This window comes from Pseudomonas sp. 22515 (assembly GCF_052044625.1).
Classification (GTDB): domain Bacteria; phylum Pseudomonadota; class Gammaproteobacteria; order Pseudomonadales; family Pseudomonadaceae; genus Aquipseudomonas; species Aquipseudomonas alloputida.
Genome location: NZ_JBQENN010000013.1, coordinates 1 through 20,709, shown reverse-complemented (window position 1 = coordinate 20,709; position 20,709 = coordinate 1). Strand labels below are relative to the sequence as shown.

Below are 20,709 nucleotides of genomic sequence, written 5' to 3'. Positions count from 1 at the left end.
GCAGACCTCAGAAGTGGATCACGCTACGGATGCTCTTGCCTTCATGCATCAGGTCGAAGGCCTTGTTGATGTCTTCCAGCCCCATCGTGTGGGTGATGAAGGTGTCCAGCGGGATCTCGCCTTTCTCGGACATTTCCACGTAGCTCGGCAGTTCGCTGCGGCCACGCACCCCGCCGAACGCCGAACCACGCCAAACCCGACCAGTAACCAGCTGGAACGGACGCGTGGAAATTTCCTGGCCGGCACCGGCCACACCGATGATGACCGACTCACCCCAGCCCTTGTGGCAGCATTCCAGGGCGGCGCGCATCAGTTGAACGTTGCCGATGCACTCGAAGGAGAAGTCCACGCCACCATCGGTGAGGTCGACGATCACTTCCTGGATCGGGCGATCGTAGTCCTTCGGGTTGACGCAATCGGTGGCACCCAGCTGGCGGGCGATTTCGAACTTGGCCGGGTTGATGTCGATGGCGATGATACGCGAGGCCTTGGCCTTGACCGCACCGATCACGGCCGACAGGCCGATGCCACCGAGGCCGAAGATGGCCACGGTATCACCCGGCTTGACCTTGGCAGTGTTGAGTACCGCGCCGATACCGGTGGTGACGCCGCAGCCCAGCAGGCAGACCTTTTCCAGTGGTGCTTCTTTCTGGATCTTGGCCACGGAAATTTCCGGCAGCACGGTGTATTCGGAGAACGTCGAGGTGCCCATGTAGTGGAACAGTTGCTGGCCCTTGTACGAGAAGCGCGTGGTGCCGTCCGGCATCAGGCCCTTGCCCTGGGTGGCGCGGATGGCCTGGCACAGGTTGGTCTTTCCCGAAAGGCAGAACTTGCACTTGCCGCATTCTGGGGTGTACAGCGGGATGACGTGGTCACCCACGGCGACCGAGGTCACCCCCTCGCCCACCGCTTCGACGATGGCACCGCCTTCGTGGCCGAGGATCGATGGGAAGATCCCTTCCGGGTCAGCACCGGACAGGGTATAGGCATCGGTGTGGCAGACACCGCTGGCGACCACGCGCAGCAGCACTTCACCGGCCTTTGGCATGGCCACGTCGACTTCGACGATTTCCAGGGGTTTCTTGGCTTCGAAGGCTACGGCAGCACGGGACTTGATCATCAAAGGTCTCCAGACAGTGGATCGATTCAGTCTTGCAGTGTAATTCAGCGCCATTTGATGAATAATCAGGCCAAAGACAAAACATTATTGCCATACAGGGATAATCGATGAGCAGCCGATGGGAAGGCATCGACGAATTTGTCGCCGTGGCCGAATCGGGCCAGTTCACTGCCGCCGCCGAACGCCTGGGGGTTTCCTCATCGCACATCAGCCGGCAGATCGCCCGGCTGGAAGACCGCCTGCAAACGCGCCTGCTGTATCGCAGTACCCGCCGGGTAACCCTGAGCGAAGCCGGGCAGACCTTCCTGCAGCATTGCCAACGCTTGCAGGATGGCCGCGAGGAAGCGCTGCGCGCCATGGGCGACCTGGCCAGCGAACCCAAGGGCTTGTTGCGCATGACGTGCGCAGTGGCCTACGGCGAGCGCTTCATCGTGCCGTTGGTGACGCGATTCATGGCGCTGTACCCGCAGCTGCGCGTGGATGTGGAGCTGAGCAACCACACCCTCGACCTGCTGCATGAAGGCATGGACCTGGCCATCCGCCTGGGCCGCCTGGCCGACTCTCGCCTGGTGGCTACCCGCCTGGCGCCAAGGCGCATGTACCTGTGCGCCTCGCCGGCCTATCTTGAGCACTATGGCCGGCCACACAGCCTTTCGGAGCTGGCGCGGCACAATTGCCTGGTGGGGAGTTCGGACTTGTGGGCGCTACAGCAGGATGGCCGTGAGATCAGCCAGCGGGTACAGGGTAACTGGCGCTGCAACAGTGGCCAGGCAGTGCTGGATGCGGCGCTGCAAGGGATCGGGTTGTGCCAGTTGCCGGATTACTACGTGCTGGAACACCTGAACAGTGGTGCGCTGGTGTCGCTGCTGGAGGCGCACCAACCGCCGAATACGGCGGTGTGGGCGCTGTATCCGCAGCAGAGGCACCTGTCGCCGAAGGTACGGCGGCTGGTGGATTACCTGAAGGAGGGGTTGGCGGGGTTGCCGGAGTATCGTTTCGGCTGACGGGATGTGCTGCATGTGCTGGCCTCTTCGCGGGTGAACCCGCTCCTACGACGGCCTGTGCCCAACCACCGATGCGTATGTAGGAGCGGGTTCACCCGCGAATACGGTGGCGGCAGCAACGGTGAACGCTCAGCGTTTACCCGCCCAGCGCTGGCGCAACCATTCGAGATCTTCAGGCCGGGTTACCTTTATGTTGTCACTGCGCCCTTCCACCAGCCGCGGCGCCTGACCGGACCATTCGATGGCCGAGGCTTCATCGGTCACCACCACATCCGACACCAGGCACTCAGCCAGCGCCCGGTGCAACGCTCCAAGGCGGAACATCTGCGGTGTGTACGCCTGCCAGATCGTGCTGCGGTCCACCGTAGCACTCACCCGGCCATGGCTGTCGGCACGCTTGAGGGTATCGCGCGCCGGCACCGCCAGCAGGCCACCCACCGGGTCGTCCGCCAGCTCCGACAACAGCTTGTCCAGGTCGCTGCGTGCCAGGTTCGGCCGCGCAGCATCGTGCACCAGCACCCAGTCGCTGTCCCCCGCCCCCTGGGCATGCAGCACCAGCAAGGCGTTAAGCACCGAGTCAGCGCGTTCACGCCCGCCCGCCGCGCACTGGATGCGTGGGTCGCTGGCGTAGCGCAGGCCAGGCCAGTACGGGTCGTCTTCGGCAATGCTGACCACCACGCCCTTAAGTGCCGGGTGGCCAAGAAAACAGTCGAGGCTGTGCTCGAGAAGGGTCTGCCCAGCCAGCTCCAGGTATTGCTTGGGGCGGTCGGCAGCCATGCGGGCACCCACACCCGCCGCAGGAATCACGGCCCAGAAGGCCGGCAAGGTATCGATCATTTCTGTGGCAACTGGAAGAGGGTTTCGCCCTCTTTGACCATCCCCAATTCGTGGCGGGCCCGTTCTTCAACGGTCTCCATGCCTTTTTTCAGCTCTAGCACTTCAGCATCGAGCACACGATTACGCTCGAGCAAGCGCTCGTTTTCGGCATGCTGATCGGCAATCTGCTGCTTCAGTTCGGTCACTTGCGCCAGGCTGCCGTTACCCACCCACAGGCGGTACTGCAGGCCACCCAACAGCAAGAGCAGAACGAGGAACAACCAATAGGGACTGCGCATCACGTTATCCAGGTTAAAAAGGCTGCCGCGTTTTTACTTCGGGGCCTCGAATAGCACGAAGCCTGGCCGAGGCCAGGCTTCGTCGACAGAAACCCGTTAGTACGTAGGAAAGTTCAGTACGAACGTTCCTACAACTTCGGCTGCTGCCTTTTTACCATCTCTTGCTTAGCCGCGAAACTCGGCACGACCGCGGTAAACCGCTTTGGCGCCCAGTTGCTCTTCGATGCGCAGCAGCTGGTTGTACTTGGAAACGCGGTCGGAACGGCACAGCGAGCCGGTCTTGATCTGGCCAGCAGCAGTACCCACAGCCAGGTCGGCAATGGTCGAGTCTTCGGTTTCACCGGAACGGTGCGAGATCACTGCAGTGTAACCAGCAGCCTTGGCCATCTGGATGGCTTCCAGGGTTTCGGTCAGCGAGCCGATCTGGTTGAACTTGATCAGGATCGAGTTACCGATGCCTTTCTCGATGCCTTCCTTGAGGATCTTGGTGTTGGTCACGAACAGGTCGTCACCGACCAGCTGGACTTTTTCACCGATCTTGTCAGTGAGGATTTTCCAGCCAGCCCAGTCGGACTCGTCCAGGCCATCTTCGATCGAAATGATCGGGAAACGCTCGGTCAGGCCTTTCAGGTAGTCGGCGAAGCCTTCGGCGTCGAACGACTTGCCTTCGCCGGACAGGTTGTACTTGCCGTCTTCGTAGAATTCGGAAGCCGCGCAGTCCAGGGCCAGGGTCACGTCGGTGCCCAGCTTGTAGCCGGCTTTTTCGACAGCTTCAGCGATGGCGCCCAGGGCGTCTTCGTTGGATGCCAGGTTCGGGGCGAAACCACCTTCATCACCTACGGCGGTGTTCAGGCCACGGGCCTTCAGGACGGCCTTGAGGTGGTGGAAGATTTCGGTACCCATACGCAGGCCGTCAGAGAAGGTCTTGGCGCCAACCGGCTGAACCATGAACTCCTGGATGTCGACGTTGTTGTCGGCGTGCTCGCCACCGTTGATGATGTTCATCATCGGAACCGGCATCGAGTACTGGCCCGGGGTGCCGTTCAGGTTGGCGATGTGCGCGTACAGCGGCAGGTCCTGGTCCTGGGCAGCAGCTTTGGCGGCAGCCAGGGAAACAGCCAGGATGGCGTTGGCGCCCAGCTTGGCCTTGTTCTCGGTACCGTCCAGTTCGATCATGGCGCGGTCCAGCGCCTTCTGGTCGGAAGGATCCTTGCCCAGCAGCAGGTCACGGATCGGGCCGTTGATGTTGGCGACGGCCTTCAGCACGCCCTTGCCCAGGTAACGGCTCTTGTCGCCATCACGCAGCTCCAGCGCTTCGCGCGAGCCGGTAGAAGCACCGGACGGCGCGCAAGCGCTGCCGATGATGCCGTTGTCGAGCAGTACGTCGGCTTCCACAGTGGGGTTGCCACGCGAATCGAGAACTTCACGACCTTTGATGTCGACGATTTTTGCCATTGTTGTAAGCACTCCAGAATTTGACGAAAACAACTTAGCTTAGGAAATTCTTGCCGTTCACCAGGCGAACTTGCTTTGGGCAGGCCTGATGAAGGGAGCCCCTGACCGACTGGTCAGGGGTGGATCGGGCGGTACTTTACCCGAGAAATGAGCTTTACGCGGTTTCTACCGTCGGAAAACTTTTCACCAGGTCGTCCAATTGCTTGAGCTGGACCAGGAACGGCTCCAGTTTATCCAGGCGCAGGGCGCATGGACCATCGCACTTGGCGTTGTCCGGGTCGGGGTGGGCTTCGAGGAAAAGCCCGGCCAGGCCCTGACTCATGCCGGCCTTGGCCAGGTCAGTGACCTGGGCCCGACGGCCGCCGGCGGAATCGGCGCGGCCACCCGGCATCTGCAGGGCGTGGGTCACGTCGAAGAACACCGGGTACTCGAACTGCTTCATGATGCCGAAGCCCAGCATGTCGACCACCAGGTTGTTGTAGCCGAAGCTCGAACCACGCTCGCAGAGTATCAACTGGTCGTTACCGGCTTCTTCGCACTTGGCCAGGATGTGTTTCATTTCCTGAGGTGCGAGGAACTGAGCCTTCTTGATGTTGATCACCACGCCGGTCTTGGCCATGGCCACCACCAGGTCAGTCTGGCGCGACAGGAAAGCCGGCAGCTGGATGATGTCGCATACCTTGGCGACGGGCTCGGCCTGGTAAGGCTCGTGCACGTCGGTGATCACCGGCACGTTGAAGGTGCGCTTGATCTCTTCGAAGATCTTCAGCCCCTCTTCCATGCCAGGGCCACGGTAGGACGTTACCGACGAACGGTTGGCCTTGTCGAAACTGGCCTTGAACACGTACGGGATACCGAGCTTCTCGGTAACCCGCACGTACTCTTCGCAGACCTTCATCGCCAGGTCACGGGATTCCAGAACGTTCATGCCGCCGAACAGGACGAACGGCTTGTCGTTGGCGATCTCGATGTTACCGACGCGAATGATCTTCTGGGTCATCGATCAGGCCTTGTTCTTCTGAGCCAGGGCTGCCTTGACGAAGCCGCTGAACAGCGGGTGGCCGTCACGCGGGGTGGAGGTGAACTCCGGGTGGAACTGGCAGGCGACGAACCATGGGTGGTCCTTGGACTCGACCACTTCCACCAGCGCGCCGTCTTCGGAACGGCCGGAAACCACCAGACCAGCTTCCACCAGTTGTGGCAGCAGGTTGTTGTTCACTTCGTAGCGGTGACGGTGACGCTCGGTGATCACGTCCTTGCCGTAGCAGTCGTGCACCTTGGAACCGGCAGCCAGCTGGCAGTCCTGTGCGCCCAGGCGCATGGTGCCGCCCAGGTCGGAAGCCTCGTCGCGGGTCTCGACGGCACCGGTGGCATCGGCCCACTCGGTGATCAGGCCGACCACTGGGTGGCCGCTGTTACGGTCGAACTCGGTGGAGTTGGCGTCTTTCCAGCCCATCACGTTACGGGCGAATTCGATGACGGCCACCTGCATGCCCAGGCAGATACCCAGGTACGGCACCTTGTTCTCACGGGCGTATTGCACCGCGGTGATCTTGCCTTCCACACCGCGCAGGCCGAAACCGCCCGGTACCAGGATGGCATCGGCGCCTTCGAGCAGGCTGGTGCCCTGGTTCTCGATGTCTTCCGAATCGATGTAGCGCAGGTTGACCTTGGTCCGGTTGGTGATGCCGGCGTGGCTCATCGCTTCGATCAGCGACTTGTACGCATCCAGCAGCTCCATGTACTTGCCGACCATGGCGATGGTCACTTCGTGCTCCGGGTTGAGCTTGGCATCGACCACCTTGTCCCACTCGGACAGGTCGGCGCCATTGCACTGCAGGCCGAAGCGCTCGACGACGAAGTCGTCCAGGCCCTGAGCATGCAGTACGCCCGGGATCTTGTAGATGGTGTCGACGTCTTCCAGCGAAATCACCGCACGCTCTTCAACGTTGGTGAACAGCGCGATCTTGCGACGCGACGAAGCATCCACCGGGTGGTCGGAGCGGCAGATCAGCACGTCAGGCTGCAGGCCGATGGAGCGCAGCTCCTTGACCGAGTGCTGGGTCGGCTTGGTCTTGGTTTCGCCAGCGGTGGCGATGTACGGGACCAGGGTCAGGTGCATCAGCATGGCACGCTTGGAGCCCACTTCGACACGCAGCTGGCGAATCGCCTCGAGGAACGGCTGCGACTCGATATCACCCACGGTACCGCCGATCTCCACCAGGGCCACGTCGGCATCGCCGGCACCCTTGATGATGCGACGCTTGATTTCGTCGGTGATGTGCGGGATGACCTGGATGGTCGCGCCCAGGTAATCACCACGACGCTCTTTACGCAGCACGTGCTCGTAGATACGGCCAGTGGTGAAGTTGTTGTTCTGGGTCATGGTGGTGCGGATGAACCGCTCGTAGTGACCCAGGTCGAGGTCGGTCTCGGCGCCATCGTGGGTGACAAACACTTCACCGTGCTGGAACGGGCTCATGGTGCCCGGGTCGACGTTGATGTACGGATCCAGCTTGAGCATGGTGACCTTCAGGCCCCGCGCTTCCAGGATGGCCGCCAGGGAAGCCGAGGCAATGCCTTTCCCCAATGAAGAAACAACACCGCCCGTGACGAATATGTAGCGCGTCATGAAAAACCCTAGAAGTCTGCGTTAAGGCGGCCAGCGCCGCCGGAGAAAGCGAAGGAAGGCCGAAGCCCCCGATCACCTGCGTCAATCACAGTGCATCTCGAAAAACTGCCGCGTCTGTACAGCCAGGGTATACCCGGCATGGCGTTCGCTCGTCATTTCCAGAATCAGCTCGGCAAAAAACTGCTTGGTAATCGGCAACTCCTGTGTTTTCGCGGAACCCACAGAAGTTGTATCAAGAAGGGAGGGTAGTCTACCGGAATGTACCCTTCAGCTCAAACCTTGCGCGTTCGTCGGTAACTGCCAGTGCAGTTGGCAATCCGCCTGCACCAGCCCGGGCAGGTTGGCCACCGCCAGCAGGCATTCGCCGTGATACAGCAACGGCAGGCGCGAGCGCAGGAAATGCGGCACCTGCTGTTCGTTGAGCAGGCGCTTGAGGTCCCGCCGGCCACGGCCGGGAACCGCCAGCATTTCACCCCCCTGACGGTAGGCAATACGCAACCCGCTCGGCACGGCTGCGCCAACAAGACGCACGCAACCATTGCCCGGCAACCGCAACGGCCCATCAGGGTCGGGCCAGGCCAGCGACCCAGCCGGTTGCTGTAGCCAATCACCGCTCAACCACCAGATGCGCCCGTGGCTACGCACCAACCGTCCATCGGCAAGCCGCCAGACTGGCCGGGCATCGGCAGCGGCATCGCGCAGGTCTGCCCAGCCGGCCCAGTGCCGGGTATCGGGCAAACGGGTGCGCTGGCTCAGCCAGTACTGCAAGGCATTGCGCTGACGGGCTGGCGATAACGCCAGCAGGGCGGCCAGGTCGAGGGAATCCAGCCCCGGCCAGGCGAGAGGCGCCCCTTTGCGCGCAAGCGCCAGATCCTCCTGGGCCAGTTCGTCCAGCAAACCCAGCGCCTGGCCCAGATGCTCTGCTGCACGGGCGAAGTTCTGGCTGGCCTGTGGCCAACGTTGCTGCAACTGCGGCATCACTTCGCCGCGCAGGTAGTTGCGGGCGAATTGTGTGTCGACGTTTGACGGGTCTTCGATCCAGGTCAGCCCTTGGGCTTGGGCATAATCCTGCAAATGTTGCCGGGAACAGGCCAGTAACGGCCTGACCAGGCTGCCCTGCCCCAGCGCCCGCTGCCCCGGCATTGCCGCCAGGCCACGCAGGCCGGCGCCGCGCAACAGGCGGAACAGCAGGGTCTCGGCCTGGTCGTCGCGGTGCTGACCGGTGAACAGGATATCGCCCGGGCCGAGCACTTGCCTGAAGGCGGCATAGCGGGCCTCTCGGGCCGCCTGTTCCAGGCTGGCGCCTGGGGAGACCTGGACGTGGATGACCTGGAGTTCAACGTCGAAATTGTCGCAGATGGCTTGGCAGTGGGCGGGCCAGGCGTCGGCAGCGGCTTGCAGGCCGTGGTGGATATGGATGGCGCGCAGCGGGGGGGATGCGTGGTTGCGGGCGTACTCGGCCAGCAGGTGCAGGAGGACGGTGGAGTCGAGGCCGCCGGAGAAGGCGACGTGCCAGGTGGGGGCGTTGAGCCAAGGAGTGAGGTTGATCATCTAGCCCTCGCTCGATTCAAGAAAGCATTCGCGGGCATGCCCGCGCCCACATGTACGGCGCAAGCCTCAAGGGCAGCGCAACCTGTAGGAGCGGGTTTACCCGCGAACACCGGCGAAGCCGGTGCCATCAATCACAAGGGCCGCAAAACGGCCCCAGGGCTAATCAGAATCAGAGGCCGTAGCTCATCAGGCGCTCGTAACGACGGGCCAACAGCGCATCGTTGTCGAACTTGCCGAGCATGTCCAGCTGCTGCACCAGATCGGCACGGATGCTTTCGGACATCTGGGCCGGGTCACGGTGGGCGCCGCCCAGCGGCTCCTGGATGACCTTGTCGACAATGTTCAGGCTCTTCAGACGCTCGGCGGTGATGCCCATGGCCTCGGCCGCGTCTGCTGCTTTATCGGCCGTTTTCCACAGAATCGAAGCACAGCCTTCCGGCGAAATAACCGAGTAGGTGGAGTACTGCAGCATGTTCAGTTGGTCGCACACGCCAATGGCCAGTGCCCCACCGGAACCACCCTCACCGATCACGGTAGCGATGATCGGGGTTTTCAGGCGTGCCATGACCCGCAGGTTCCAGGCGATGGCTTCACTCTGGTTGCGCTCTTCGGCGTCGATGCCCGGGTAGGCGCCCGGCGTGTCGATGAAGGTCAGGATCGGCATCTTGAAGCGTTCGGCCATTTCCATCAGGCGACAGGCCTTGCGGTAACCTTCCGGGCGCGGCATGCCGAAGTTGCGACGCACTTTCTCGCGCACTTCACGGCCCTTCTGGTGGCCAATGACCATGACCGGCTTGCCGTCCAGACGCGCAGTACCACCCACGATGGCGGCGTCGTCAGAGAAGTGACGGTCCCCGTGCAGCTCTTCGAACTCGGTGAAGATGTGCTCCAGGTAGTCCAGGGTGTATGGACGACGCGGGTGACGGGCCAGGCGGGCGATCTGCCAGCTGGTCAGGTTGCCGAAAATGCTTTCGGTCAGGGTGTTGCTCTTGTCTTGCAGACGGGCAATTTCATCGCTGATGTTCAGCGAGTTGTCGTTGCCCACCAGGCGCAGGCCTTCGATCTTGGCTTGCAGGTCGGCAATCGGCTGTTCGAAGTCGAGGAAATTCGGGTTCATAGTCATCCGTCTTGGGTCTACGGCCAGGCGGCCGGCCGGTTGATCCGTTTGGCGCCATACCTTAAGGGATCAGGCGCATTCAGGTCGAGATTAAATTTTTGTCGGTTCAACGATATTGCAGGAAGACGTTCTCACGCCCGAACTGGTCACGCAGCGCCTGAATCAGCCCATCGGCCGGGTCGATCGCCCACTGCTCGCCAAACTGCAGCATGGCCTTGGCGTCGCTGCCGGTGTACTCCAGCGTGATCGGGCAAGCACCGCGATGGCGGGTGATCAGCTCACCCAGCCACTTCAGCCGGTCGCCCTTCAGTGCGTCGTGCGCCACCTTCAGGCGCAGGCTCTCGGCCAGCTTGGTGCGTGCGTCTTCCATGGTCATCACCTGCTTCACCCGCAGGCGCAAGCCCCCGGAGAAGTCGTCATTGCTGACCTCGCCTTCCACCACCACCATCGCATCGGTCTGCAGCAAGGACTGTGCCGCCATGAAGGCATCGGCAAACAGCGATGCCTCGATCCGCCCGGAACGGTCATCCAGGGTGACGAAGCCCATCTTGTCGCCCTTCTTGTTCTTCATCACCCGCAGCGCAATGATCATGCCCGCGATGGTCTGGGTTTCGCGCGACGGCTTGAGGTCGACGATGCGCTGGCGGGCGAAGCGACGGATCTCGGTCTCGTACTCGTCGATCGGGTGGCCGGTGAGGTACAGGCCAAGGGTGTCCTTCTCCCCCTTCAGACGCTCCTTGAGGGTGAGCTCGCGCACCTTGCGGTGGTTGGCATACACATCGACATCTGCCGCGTCGAACATGCTGCCGAACAGGTCGACATGACCACTGTCAGCGGTGTGTGCGGCCTGCTCGGCTGCCTTGATGGCCTCGCCCAGCGCCGACAGCAAGGTTGCCCGGTTGATGTCGATGTTGGCGTGGTAGGCCTTGATCTCGTCATGGAAGTGCGGACCAAGGCGGTCCAGCGCGCCACTGCGCACCAGCGCATCAAGGGTACGCTTGTTGACCCGTTTGAGGTCGATGCGTTCACAGAAATCGAACAGGTCCTTGAAGGGACCGCCTTGGGCACGGGCCTCGACAATCGCCTCCACCGGGCCTTCGCCGACACCCTTGATGGCACCAAGGCCGTAGACGATACGGCCGTCGTTGTTGACGGTGAACTTGAAGTCCGAGAAGTTCACATCCGGCGCGTCGAGGCGCAGCTTCATGCTGCGCACCTCCTCCACCAGCACCACCACCTTGTCGGTGTTGTGCATATCCGCCGACAGGACCGCGGCCATGAATGGCGCCGGGTAGTGGGTTTTCAGCCAGGCGGTCTGGTACGACACCAGGCCATAGGCGGCGGAGTGGGATTTGTTGAAGCCGTAGCCCGCGAACTTCTCTACCAGGTCGAAGATGTTACCGGCGAGGTCCGCATCGATATTGTTGGCTACGCAACCTTCGATGAAACCACCGCGCTGCTTGGCCATTTCCTCGGGCTTTTTCTTACCCATGGCCCGGCGCAGCATGTCGGCGCCACCCAAGGTATAACCTGCCATCACCTGGGCGATCTGCATCACCTGTTCCTGGTACAGGATGATGCCGTAGGTTGGCGCCAGTACCGGCTTGAGGCCTTCGTACTGGTAGTCGGAGTGCGGGTAGGCCAGCTCGGCGCGGCCGTGCTTGCGGTTGATGAAGTCGTCCACCATGCCCGATTGCAGCGGGCCCGGGCGGAACAACGCAACCAGTGCGATCAGGTCTTCCAGGCAGTCGGGCTTGAGCTTCTTGATCAGCTCCTTCATGCCGCGCGATTCAAGCTGGAACACCGCCGTGGTTTCGGCCTTCTGCAGCAGCTCGTAGGTCTTGCGGTCGTCCAGCGGAATGAAGTCGATGTTGAGGTCGGGCAGGTTCTTCTTGGCCTGCTCGCGGTTGATGATCTCCATCGCCCACTTGATGATGGTCAAGGTACGCAGGCCGAGGAAGTCGAACTTCACCAGGCCGGCGGCCTCGACGTCATCCTTGTCGAACTGGGTTACCAGGCCACCACCCTCTTCATCACAGGCGATCGGCGAAAAGTCGGTGAGCTTGGTCGGTGCGATAACCACACCACCGGCGTGCTTGCCGGTACCCCGGGTCACACCCTCCAGCTTCAGGGCCATGTCCCAGATTTCACGGGCGTCTTCGTCGCCCTTGAGGAAGTCACGCAGGATTTCTTCCTGCTCGTAGGCCTTCTCCAGGGTCATGCCCACTTCGAAGGGGATCATCTTCGACAGGCGGTCGGCCAGGCCATAGGATTTGCCTTGCACCCGCGCCACGTCACGCACCACCGCCTTGGCGGCCATGGTACCGAAGGTGATGATCTGGCTCACCGCATTACGCCCGTAGGCCTCGGCCACGTAGTCGATCACCCGGTCACGGCCGTCCATGCAGAAGTCGACGTCGAAGTCGGGCATGGAAACACGTTCAGGGTTGAGGAAGCGCTCGAACAGCAGGTCGTAGGCCAGCGGGTCGAGATCGGTGATCTTCAGGACATAGGCCACCAGCGAGCCGGCACCCGAACCACGACCCGGGCCCACCGGTACGTCGTTGTTCTTGGCCCACTTGATGAAGTCCATAACAATCAGGAAGTAACCGGGGAAGCCCATCTGGATGATGATGTCCAGTTCGAACTTCAGGCGGTCCAGGTAAACCTGACGCTTTTCTTCATAATTGGGCGTCGTCTCTTTCGGCCACAACACGGCCAGGCGCTCTTCCAGGCCTTCGTGGGACACATGCCGCAGGTAGTCATCGATGCCCATGCCATTGGGCGTGGGGAAGTCAGGCAGGAAGTACTTGCCCAGCTGTACCTGGATGTTGCAGCGCTTGGCAATTTCGACGGTGTTGGCGATGGCGTCGGGCAGGTCGCTGAAGAGCTCGGCCATTTCCTCCGCCGACTTCAGGTACTGCTGGTCGCTGTAGCAACGCGGGCGGCGCGGGTCATCGAGGGTCCAGCCCTCACCGATACAGACGCGGGTTTCGTGGGCGTCGAAATCCGCCTGTTTGATGAAACGTACGTCGTTGGTAGCCACCAGCGGGGCGCCAAGCTTGTCGGCCAATGCCACCGCCGCGTGCACGTATTCTTCGTCGCGTGCGCGATTGGTGCGCTGCACTTCAACGTAGAAGCGCTCGGGGAACATGCCCATCCAGTCCTGAAGAAGCGCTTCGGCTTCGTCTTGCCGACCCGCCAGCAGCGCCATGCCAATGTCGCCTTCCTTGCCCGCGGACAAGGCAATCAGGCCCTCGCTGGCCGGGGCGATCCATTCACGCTGGAGGATGACCAGGCCATTGCGCTGGCCATCGGTCCAGCCGCGCGAGATCAGTTCGGTGAGGTTGCGATAGCCCTTGGGGTTCATGGCCAGGAAGCATATGCGCGACAGCGGGGCTTCCGGGTCGGCACCGGCCAGCCACAGGTCGGCACCGCAGATCGGCTTGATGCCGGCGCCCATGGCCGTCTTGTAGAACTTCACCAGCGAGCACATGTTGCTCTGATCGGTGATCGCGACCGCCGGCATGTTCATCCCGGTCAGCGCCTTGGCCAGCGGCTTGATCCGCACCAGGCCGTCGACCAGCGAGAATTCGGAGTGGACGCGCAGGTGAACGAAGGGAACCGACATGGAAGATCCTGTAGCAGTGCTTAACGACAAGGGCGGGATTGTAGCCTAACTAGGGGCTTTTTTTGGGGCTGCTTTGCAGCCCTTCGCGGGNAAGGGCCGCAAAGCGGCCCCAATAGGTCAGATCAGGGAATCGGTGACGCCTTCGCGCACTTCCCAAGCCGCCCGCACCGGGGCGAAGGAACGCCGATGAATGGGCGTAGGCCCAAGGCGCGCCAAGGCCTCGAGATGCACCGGGGTCGGGTAGCCCTTGTGCCCGCCAATGCCATAACCCGGGTAGATCAGTTCGAACGCACTCATTTCCCGATCACGGGTCACCTTGGCCAGGATCGATGCCGCCGCAATGGCCGGCACCTGGCTATCCCCCTTGACCACCGGTGCTGCTGGCACCGCCAGCTTCGGGCAGCGATTGCCATCGATCAGGGCCAGCTTCGGCGTAATGTGCAAGCCCTCCACTGCCCGCTGCATGGCCAGCATGGTGGCCTGCAGGATGTTCAGGCTGTCGATTTCCTCGACTTCGGCGCGGGCGATGCAGAAGCTCAAGGCCTTTTCGCAGATCTCGTCGAACAGCGCCTCACGCCTGGCTTCGGTGAGTTTCTTCGAATCGTTCAGGCCGAGAATCGGCCGCGCGGGATCAAGAATCACGGCCGCCGTTACCACCGCGCCGCACAACGGGCCGCGGCCCACTTCGTCAACGCCGGCGACCAGGTCTTCTACCAGGTTGAAGTCCAGTCCAATTTGCATGTCAGCGGTCCTTGAGCAGGGCCAGTACCGCCTCGGCCGCCTGATTGGAGGCGTCACGGCGCAGGGTGCGGTGAATTTCGTCGAAACGTTCGGTCTGCTGGCTTCCATCGCGCACCAGCGGCGCCAGGGTGTTGGCCAGCGCTTCACTGGTAGCGTCGTCCTGCAGCAACTCGGGCACCAGCTCTCGCTGGGCCAGCAGGTTCGGCAATGACACGTAAGGGCTTTTCACCAGACGCTTGAGAATCCAGAAGGTCAAGGGCGCCAGGCGGTACGCCACCACCATCGGCCGCTTGTACAGCAGCGCCTCGAGGGTGGCGGTACCCGAGGCGATCAGCACCGCGTCACAGGCTGCCAGGGCTTGGTGCGACTGGCCATCGAGCAGGGTCAGCGGCAGTTGGCGCCCTTCAAGCATCTGTTCGATCTGGGCGCGCCGCGTGGCGTTGGCGCAGGGCAACACGAAGCGCACACCCGGCACTTGTTGGCAAAGGCGCTCGGCGGCGTCGAGGAACAACGCGCCCAGGCGCCCTACTTCGCCGCCCCGACTGCCCGGCATCAATGCCACCACCGGCCCCTCGCCCAGGCCCAGCGCGGCGCGCGCGGCCGGGCGGTCGGATTCAAGCGGGATGGTGTCCGCCAGCGGGTGGCCAACAAAACGCACTGGCACACCTTGCTCTTCGTAGAACCGCGCCTCGAACGGCAGCAGCGTCAGCATCAGGTCGCAGCCTTCGCGAATCTTCAGCACGCGCTTCTGCCGCCAGGCCCACACTGACGGGCTGACATAGTGCACGGTCTTGATCCCGGCCTGGCGCAGCTTCAGCTCGATGTTGAGGGTGAAGTCAGGGGCGTCGATGCCGATGAATACGTCGGGCTTTTCTTCGATCAGGGTCTGGATCAGCAACTTGCGGCGCTTGAGCAGCTCGCGCAGGCGACCGAGTACCTCGACCAGCCCCATGACGGCCAGGCGCTCCATGGGGAAATAGGATTGCAGGCCCTCAGCTTCCATCAAGGGGCCGCCAACCCCGATGAACCGCACGTCGGGGTGGCGTGCCTTGAGGGCACGCATCAAGCCTGAACCAAGAATATCGCCACTGGCCTCACCCGCGACCAGCGCTACGCAAAGCTGGGCCATATCAGCGCGTGATGCCGCGAGCGGAGCTCAGGATCGACTGACGGAACAGCTCGACCTCAGGGTGTTGCGTGGCCGGTTCGGCCAGCTCCTTGAGCGCGTCTTCGACGGTCAGGCCCTGACGGTAGACAATCTTGTAGCAACGACGCAGCACATGGATCACCTCGTCGCTGAAACCGCGGCGGCGCATGCCCTCGAAGTTCATGCTGCGGGCTTCGGCGGGGCTGCCGAACACGGTAACGAAGGCCGGAACGTCCTTGCCAATGGCCGTGCCCATGCCGGAAAACGCGTGGGCGCCAATATGGCAGTACTGGTGAACCAGGGTGTAACCGGACAGGATCGCCCAGTCACCCACATGTACATGACCTGCCAACGCCGTGTTGTTGACCAGGATGCAGTGGTTGCCGATGACACTGTCGTGGCCAATGTGGGCATAGGCCATAATCAGGTTATGGTCACCCACGGTGGTTTCCGCGCGGTCCTGAACAGTACCGCGGTGGATGGTCACCCCTTCGCGAATCACATTGTGATCACCGATCACCAGGCGCGTCGGCTCACCCTTGTACTTAAGGTCCGGGGTGTCTTCACCGATCGAGGAAAACTGAAAGATACGGTTGTGCTTGCCGATGCGGGTCGGGCCTTTGAGCACAACATGCGGGCCGATGACGGTGCCCTCCCCGATTTCGACATCAGGGCCAACGATCGACCAAGGGCCGACCTCGACGCCGTCGGCCAGCTTGGCCGACGGATCGATAATGGCCCGAGGATCAATCGAATTCATAGGGAGCGTTCCGCGCAGGTGATTTCTGCCGAGCAGACCGGCTTGCCATCGACAAGGGCGCGGCACTCGAACTTCCAGATCATGCTTTTACGGCTGAGGAACTTGGCCTCCAGCACAAGCTGGTCGCCCGGCAGAACCGGCTGACGGAAACGCAGTTTGTCGGAACCGACGAAGTAGTACAGGGTGCCATCGGCCGGCTTGGCATCGAGCATCTTGAAACCAAGGATGCCGGCCGCCTGGGCCATGGCTTCGATGATCAGGACACCCGGCATGATCGGGTGTGCCGGGAAGTGGCCATTGAAAAACGGCTCGTTGATGCTGACATTCTTGTAGGCACGAATGCTCTGGGCCTCGAAGTCCAGATCCGTCACACGGTCTACCAGCAGAAACGGGTAGCGGTGAGGCAGGTATTCGCGAATCTCGTTGATGTCCATCATTTCGGTGGGGAAGCCTGTAATAAGAATAGGGAGCGCAGGTGCTGACCACACGCTCCTTTTGCAATCCAAAGAGGAGCCAGCTAGCGACTGTTCACTCTTGCTCAGGGAATGGTATCAGCCTTCTGATGTCGGCAGGCCACCTGAGGTCACGGTATCGACGCGTTTTTCCAGCTGCTGGAGACGCTTGGCCATGTCGTCCAGGTGGCGGATACGCGCGGCGCTCTTGCGCCAGTCAGCCAGCGGCTGCATGGCAGTGCCGGAAGAATAGGAACCCGGTTCAGTGATCGAACGGGTAACCATGGTCATTCCGGAAACGAAAACGTTATCGCAAATATCAATATGCCCAACCAGCCCCACACCACCGGCCAGCATGCAGTGCTTGCCGATGCGCGTGCTGCCGGAGATTCCGACGCAAGCAGCCATGGCAGTGTGATCACCGATCTGCACGTTGTGAGCGATTTGGATCTGGTTATCCAGCTTCACCCCGTCGCCGATCCGGGTGTCGGAGAGCGCGCCACGGTCGATAGCAGTATTGACACCGATCTCAACGTCATCACCAATGGTGACGCCGCCGATCTGCGCAATCTTGCGCCAGATACCCTTCTCGTTGGCAAAGCCGAAGCCCTCACCGCCGATCACGGCACCCGACTGGATGACCACGCGCTTACCGATGGTCACGTCGTGATACAGCGTGACCCGCGGTGCCAGCCATCCACCTTCACCGACCACACAGCGGGCACCGATGAAGCAGTGTGCGCCGATGCTGACGTTGGCGCCGATGCGCGCACCACTTTCGATGACCGCGAACGGCCCGATGCTGGCGCTGGCGTCCACCTGGGCATCTTCCGCCACCACGGCGCTGGGATGTATTCCCGCCTCAGCCTTGGGTTTGGGATCGAACAGGTGGGAAATCCGCGCGTAAGCCAGGTACGGGTCCGCCACGACCAGGGTATTGCCGGCAAAGCTTTCGGCATCCGCAGCCTTGAGCAGCACCGCGCCGGCCTGGCTGTTGTCCAGGTACTTGCGGTACTGCGGGTTGGCGAGGAAGCTCAACTGCGTCGGGCCAGCCTCTTGCAAGGTGGCCAGCCCGGTAATCTGCAGCGCCTCGGGCCCCTTGAGGGTAGCTCCGAGTACCTCGGCCAGCTGGCCTAGCGTCATGGTCACACTCATATCAACGGGCTTGGTTCATGCGCTCGATGACTTGGCGGGTGATGTCGTACTGAGGTTTGACATCGATGACCGCACCACGCTCGAGGACCAGGTCGTAGCCGCCCTTTTTGATCACTTCCTCGACAGCACCATCAAGCTTCGGCTTCAGTTGCTTGAGCATATCGCGGTCGGCAACGGCCTTGGCTTCGTTCAGTTCCTTGGACTGGAACTGGAAATCGCGGGCCTTTTGCTTGAACTCGAGTTCCAGGCGCTCACGCTCCTGCTGCTGCATCTTGTCGCCGCCCTTGATCAGGCGGTCCTGGATGCCCTTGGCACTGCTTTCCAGGCTTTTCAGCTTGGTCAGTTGCGGACCGAATTTCTTCTCGGCATCAACCGCATACTTCTTGGCGGCATCCGACTCGAGCAGGGCCATCTGGTAGTTCAGGACGGCAACCTTCATTTCGGCGAAAGCCGGGGTGGCGACCAGCGCCGCGGCCACTACGGCCAATTGAGCCAATTTACGCACGATGCACTCCTGGATAAACCGTTGTCATTAAGCAAGGGCCGACCTTAGAAGGTCTGGCCCAGAGAGAATTGGAACACCTGGGTATCGGCATCGTCCGGCTTCTTGACCGGCATTGCCAGGCTGAAGCTCAACGGGCCCAGTGCGGTAATCCAGGTCACGCCCAGGCCGACCGAACTGGCCATGCCCGAGAACCCGACCTTCTCGCAATCAGGTTTGTTGCCGCAATTGGTGTCGAACACGTTACCCACGTCCCAGAACACGGAAGTGCGCAGTGAACGCTGGTCCTTGACGAACGGCAGCGGGAACAGCAGCTCGGCACCGCCTTGCACCAGCACGTTACCACCAAACGGCAACGGATCCTGATCCGGGTCGGCGATGGTGCCTGGCTTGCCACCTGCGGCCTCACCGATGCTCGGGGTACTGCGCGGGCCCAGGCTGCTGTCCTTGAAGCCACGGACGGAGTTGAAACCACCCGCGAAATAGTTCTCGTAGAACGGCAGGCCGGAGGTGCTGCCGTACCCATCACCATAGCCCAGCTCGGTATGCAGGCGCAGGGTGTAGTCGCTGGTGATCGGCTTGAACAGCTGGCCACGGTAGTCAAGCTTGAAGAACGACAGGTCGCTGCCCGGAACGGTGGACTCCAGGGTCAGGCTTTGCGAGTGACCACGGGTGGCCAGTACGCCTTTGTTCAGGGTCGACTCGGACCAGCCGATCGAGGCCTTGAAGTTCAGGAAGTTGTCACCTTCCTGCTCGAGGAAGTCGAAGATCTCGTCAACGGTGTACTTGCCGGTCTTGATCTTGTCCTGCTGCACGCTCAGGCCGTAGGTCAGGCGCGAGGTTTCGCTGATCGGGTAGCCCAGGCTGACGCCGGCACCGTAGCTGTCCACCGCATAGCTGGCAACGTCGACGTCGAGGTCGTCGTAATCGGTGCTGCGGTAGAAGGCGTTGTAGCCCAGGCTGACGCCATCGGCGGTGAAGTAGGGATCAACGAAGCCGAAGTTGTAACGGGTCTGGTATTCCGAACGGGTCAGGCCGATGGACACCTTGTTACCGGTACCGAGGAAGTTGCTCTGGCTGATCGACCCCCCCAGGATCAGGCCGGCGCTCTGGGCGAAACCGACGCTGGCGGTGATCGAACCCGAGGCCTGCTCTTCGACGCTGTAGTTGACGTCGACCTGGTCGTCGGTGCCAGGCACCTGCGGGGTCTCGACGTTGACTTCCTTGAAGAAGCCCAGGCGCTCCAGGCGGGTCTTGGACTGGTCGATCAGGTAGGTCGACGCCCAGCCACCTTCCATCTGGCGCATTTCGCGACGCAGCACTTCGTCTTCGGTCTTGGTGTTGCCGCGGTAGTTGATGCGGTTGACGTAGGCACGCTTGCCCGGGTCGACCACGAACATGATGTCGACGGTGTGGTCCTGGTCGTTTGGTTGCGGCACGCCGTTGACGTTGGCGAAGGTGTAGCCTTCGTTACCCAGGCGGCGGGTGATCAGCTCGGACGTGGTGGTCATCACCTTGCGCGAGAACACCTGGCCCGGCTGCACCAGCAGCAACGACTTGACCTGGTCTTCCGGCACCTTGAGGTCACCGGACAGCTTCACGTCGCGAACGGTGTATTTCTCGCCTTCGTTGATGTTGACGGTGATGTAGACGTGCTTCTTGTCCGGCGTGATGGACACCTGGGTGGAGGCGATGTCCATGTTGATGTAGCCGCGGTCCAGGTAGTAGGAACGCAGGCGCTCCAGGTCACCGGAGAGTTTTTCACGGGCGTACTTGTCGTCGTTCTTGAAGAACGACAGCCAGTTGGTGGTCTTCAGCTCGAACAGCTGCCCCAGGGTCTCATCATCGAATACGTTGTTGCCCACGATGTTGATGTGCTGGATGGCGGCGACGGTGCCTTCGTTGATCTTGATCTTCAGTGCCACTCGGTTGCGCGGCTGCGGCACCACCTCGGCGTCGACCTCGGCCGAGTAGCGCCCTTGGGCCACGTACTGGCGCTGCAGCTCATTACGCACACCTTCGAGGGTGGCACGCTGGAAGATCTCGCCTTCGGCCAGGCCCGATTGTTTCAGGCCCTTCATCAGGTCTTCGGTGCTGATCGCCTTGTTGCCTTCAATCTCGATGCTCGACACCGACGGGCGCTCGACCACGTTGATGATCAGCACATTGCCATCGCGGCTCAACTGGATGTCCTGGAAGAACCCGGTCTTGAACAAGGAACGAGTCGAGTCCACCAGGCGGCGGTCGTCGGCCTGGTCGCCAACGTTCAGCGGCAAGGCACCGAACACACTGCCAGCGGAAACCCGCTGCAGGCCGTTGACGCGAAT

The 20,709-nt window shown here is 61.8% G+C and carries 17 protein-coding genes; 1 reads left to right on the top strand and 16 read right to left on the bottom strand.

What is annotated here, in order from left to right:
* Window positions 1-7 precede the first annotated feature (7 nt).
* A complete protein-coding gene (locus ACTJJN_RS13785) occupies window positions 8-1,120 on the bottom strand; it encodes an S-(hydroxymethyl)glutathione dehydrogenase/class III alcohol dehydrogenase (protein ID WP_088513567.1) in 1,113 nt (370 codons plus the stop codon).
* A gap of 107 nt (window positions 1,121-1,227) precedes the next feature.
* Between ACTJJN_RS13785 and ACTJJN_RS13780 the strand changes: the two genes are divergently transcribed.
* The gene (locus tag ACTJJN_RS13780; protein ID WP_012053536.1) at window positions 1,228-2,124 is read left to right on the top strand and encodes a LysR substrate-binding domain-containing protein; all 897 of its coding nucleotides are present in this window, start codon (window positions 1,228-1,230) and stop codon (window positions 2,122-2,124) included.
* Between the two features lie 129 nt (window positions 2,125-2,253).
* Here ACTJJN_RS13780 and ispD read toward each other — a convergent pair whose 3' ends face one another.
* From ispD to bamA, 15 genes are all read right to left on the bottom strand, one after another.
* Window positions 2,254-2,961, bottom strand: coding sequence for a 2-C-methyl-D-erythritol 4-phosphate cytidylyltransferase (gene ispD, locus ACTJJN_RS13775; RefSeq protein ID WP_003252335.1), 708 nt, complete (start codon window positions 2,959-2,961; stop codon window positions 2,254-2,256).
* The gene (gene ftsB / locus ACTJJN_RS13770) at window positions 2,958-3,239 is read right to left on the bottom strand and encodes a cell division protein FtsB (RefSeq protein ID WP_004576849.1); all 282 of its coding nucleotides are present in this window, start codon (window positions 3,237-3,239) and stop codon (window positions 2,958-2,960) included. The genes ispD and ftsB overlap by 4 nt, the downstream gene beginning before the upstream one ends.
* Window positions 3,240-3,404: 165 nt before the next feature.
* Window positions 3,405-4,694, bottom strand: coding sequence for a phosphopyruvate hydratase (eno, locus tag ACTJJN_RS13765; protein ID WP_003252333.1), 1,290 nt, complete (start codon window positions 4,692-4,694; stop codon window positions 3,405-3,407).
* A gap of 154 nt (window positions 4,695-4,848) precedes the next feature.
* The gene (gene kdsA, locus ACTJJN_RS13760) at window positions 4,849-5,694 is read right to left on the bottom strand and encodes a 3-deoxy-8-phosphooctulonate synthase (RefSeq protein ID WP_010952685.1); all 846 of its coding nucleotides are present in this window, start codon (window positions 5,692-5,694) and stop codon (window positions 4,849-4,851) included.
* A 3-nt stretch (window positions 5,695-5,697) separates the two neighbouring features.
* Complete coding sequence (locus ACTJJN_RS13755; protein WP_003252329.1) at window positions 5,698-7,326, bottom strand: CTP synthase; 1,629 nt, start codon at window positions 7,324-7,326, stop codon at window positions 5,698-5,700.
* A 267-nt stretch (window positions 7,327-7,593) separates the two neighbouring features.
* Complete coding sequence (gene tilS / locus ACTJJN_RS13750) at window positions 7,594-8,877, bottom strand: tRNA lysidine(34) synthetase TilS (RefSeq protein ID WP_440781336.1); 1,284 nt, start codon at window positions 8,875-8,877, stop codon at window positions 7,594-7,596.
* A gap of 169 nt (window positions 8,878-9,046) precedes the next feature.
* Window positions 9,047-9,994, bottom strand: a complete 948-nt coding sequence (locus tag ACTJJN_RS13745; RefSeq protein WP_014754274.1) for an acetyl-CoA carboxylase carboxyltransferase subunit alpha — start codon at window positions 9,992-9,994, stop codon at window positions 9,047-9,049.
* Between the two features lie 106 nt (window positions 9,995-10,100).
* On the bottom strand, window positions 10,101-13,625 hold the full coding sequence (dnaE, locus tag ACTJJN_RS13740; RefSeq protein WP_012053539.1) for a DNA polymerase III subunit alpha: 3,525 nt from the start codon (window positions 13,623-13,625) through the stop codon (window positions 10,101-10,103).
* Between the two features lie 117 nt (window positions 13,626-13,742).
* Window positions 13,743-14,366: a ribonuclease HII gene (rnhB, locus tag ACTJJN_RS13735; RefSeq protein ID WP_012053540.1), complete on the bottom strand. Its 624-nt coding sequence runs from the start codon at window positions 14,364-14,366 to the stop codon at window positions 13,743-13,745.
* A gap of 1 nt (window position 14,367) precedes the next feature.
* Window positions 14,368-15,495 (bottom strand): lipid-A-disaccharide synthase, encoded by a 1,128-nt coding sequence (lpxB, locus tag ACTJJN_RS13730; RefSeq protein WP_088513564.1) that lies wholly within the window; start codon window positions 15,493-15,495, stop codon window positions 14,368-14,370.
* Window position 15,496: 1 nt separating this feature from the next.
* Entirely contained in the window at window positions 15,497-16,273 is a 777-nt protein-coding gene (gene lpxA, locus ACTJJN_RS13725) for an acyl-ACP--UDP-N-acetylglucosamine O-acyltransferase (RefSeq protein WP_010952681.1), read from the bottom strand.
* The gene (gene fabZ, locus ACTJJN_RS13720) at window positions 16,270-16,710 is read right to left on the bottom strand and encodes a 3-hydroxyacyl-ACP dehydratase FabZ (protein ID WP_003252314.1); all 441 of its coding nucleotides are present in this window, start codon (window positions 16,708-16,710) and stop codon (window positions 16,270-16,272) included. Before fabZ ends, lpxA begins: the two co-directional genes overlap by 4 nt.
* A 114-nt stretch (window positions 16,711-16,824) precedes the next feature.
* On the bottom strand, window positions 16,825-17,880 hold the full coding sequence (gene lpxD / locus ACTJJN_RS13715; RefSeq protein WP_440781335.1) for a UDP-3-O-(3-hydroxymyristoyl)glucosamine N-acyltransferase: 1,056 nt from the start codon (window positions 17,878-17,880) through the stop codon (window positions 16,825-16,827).
* A gap of 1 nt (window position 17,881) precedes the next feature.
* Complete coding sequence (locus ACTJJN_RS13710; RefSeq protein WP_003252311.1) at window positions 17,882-18,385, bottom strand: OmpH family outer membrane protein; 504 nt, start codon at window positions 18,383-18,385, stop codon at window positions 17,882-17,884.
* Window positions 18,386-18,429: 44 nt separating this feature from the next.
* On the bottom strand, window positions 18,430-20,709 hold a 2,280-nt coding region (gene bamA, locus ACTJJN_RS13705; protein ID WP_440781334.1), incomplete at its 5' end, for an outer membrane protein assembly factor BamA.

Coding starts and splice junctions, on each gene's coding strand:
- ACTJJN_RS13745 (WP_014754274.1), bottom strand. CDS start 9,994: ATGAACCCGAATTTCCTCGACTTCGAACAGCCGATTGCCGACCTGCAA.
- tilS (WP_440781336.1), bottom strand. CDS start 8,877: ATGATCAACCTCACTCCTTGGCTCAACGCCCCCACCTGGCACGTCGCC.
- lpxA (WP_010952681.1), bottom strand. CDS start 16,273: ATGAATTCGATTGATCCTCGGGCCATTATCGATCCGTCGGCCAAGCTG.
- lpxD (WP_440781335.1), bottom strand. CDS start 17,880: ATGAGTGTGACCATGACGCTAGGCCAGCTGGCCGAGGTACTCGGAGCT.
- dnaE (WP_012053539.1), bottom strand. CDS start 13,625: ATGTCGGTTCCCTTCGTTCACCTGCGCGTCCACTCCGAATTCTCGCTG.
- ACTJJN_RS13780 (WP_012053536.1), top strand. CDS start 1,228: ATGAGCAGCCGATGGGAAGGCATCGACGAATTTGTCGCCGTGGCCGAA.
- eno (WP_003252333.1), bottom strand. CDS start 4,694: ATGGCAAAAATCGTCGACATCAAAGGTCGTGAAGTTCTCGATTCGCGT.
- ftsB (WP_004576849.1), bottom strand. CDS start 3,239: ATGCGCAGTCCCTATTGGTTGTTCCTCGTTCTGCTCTTGCTGTTGGGT.
- ACTJJN_RS13755 (WP_003252329.1), bottom strand. CDS start 7,326: ATGACGCGCTACATATTCGTCACGGGCGGTGTTGTTTCTTCATTGGGG.
- kdsA (WP_010952685.1), bottom strand. CDS start 5,694: ATGACCCAGAAGATCATTCGCGTCGGTAACATCGAGATCGCCAACGAC.
- rnhB (WP_012053540.1), bottom strand. CDS start 14,366: ATGCAAATTGGACTGGACTTCAACCTGGTAGAAGACCTGGTCGCCGGC.
- fabZ (WP_003252314.1), bottom strand. CDS start 16,710: ATGATGGACATCAACGAGATTCGCGAATACCTGCCTCACCGCTACCCG.
- lpxB (WP_088513564.1), bottom strand. CDS start 15,495: ATGGCCCAGCTTTGCGTAGCGCTGGTCGCGGGTGAGGCCAGTGGCGAT.
- ispD (WP_003252335.1), bottom strand. CDS start 2,961: ATGATCGATACCTTGCCGGCCTTCTGGGCCGTGATTCCTGCGGCGGGT.
- ACTJJN_RS13785 (WP_088513567.1), bottom strand. CDS start 1,120: ATGATCAAGTCCCGTGCTGCCGTAGCCTTCGAAGCCAAGAAACCCCTG.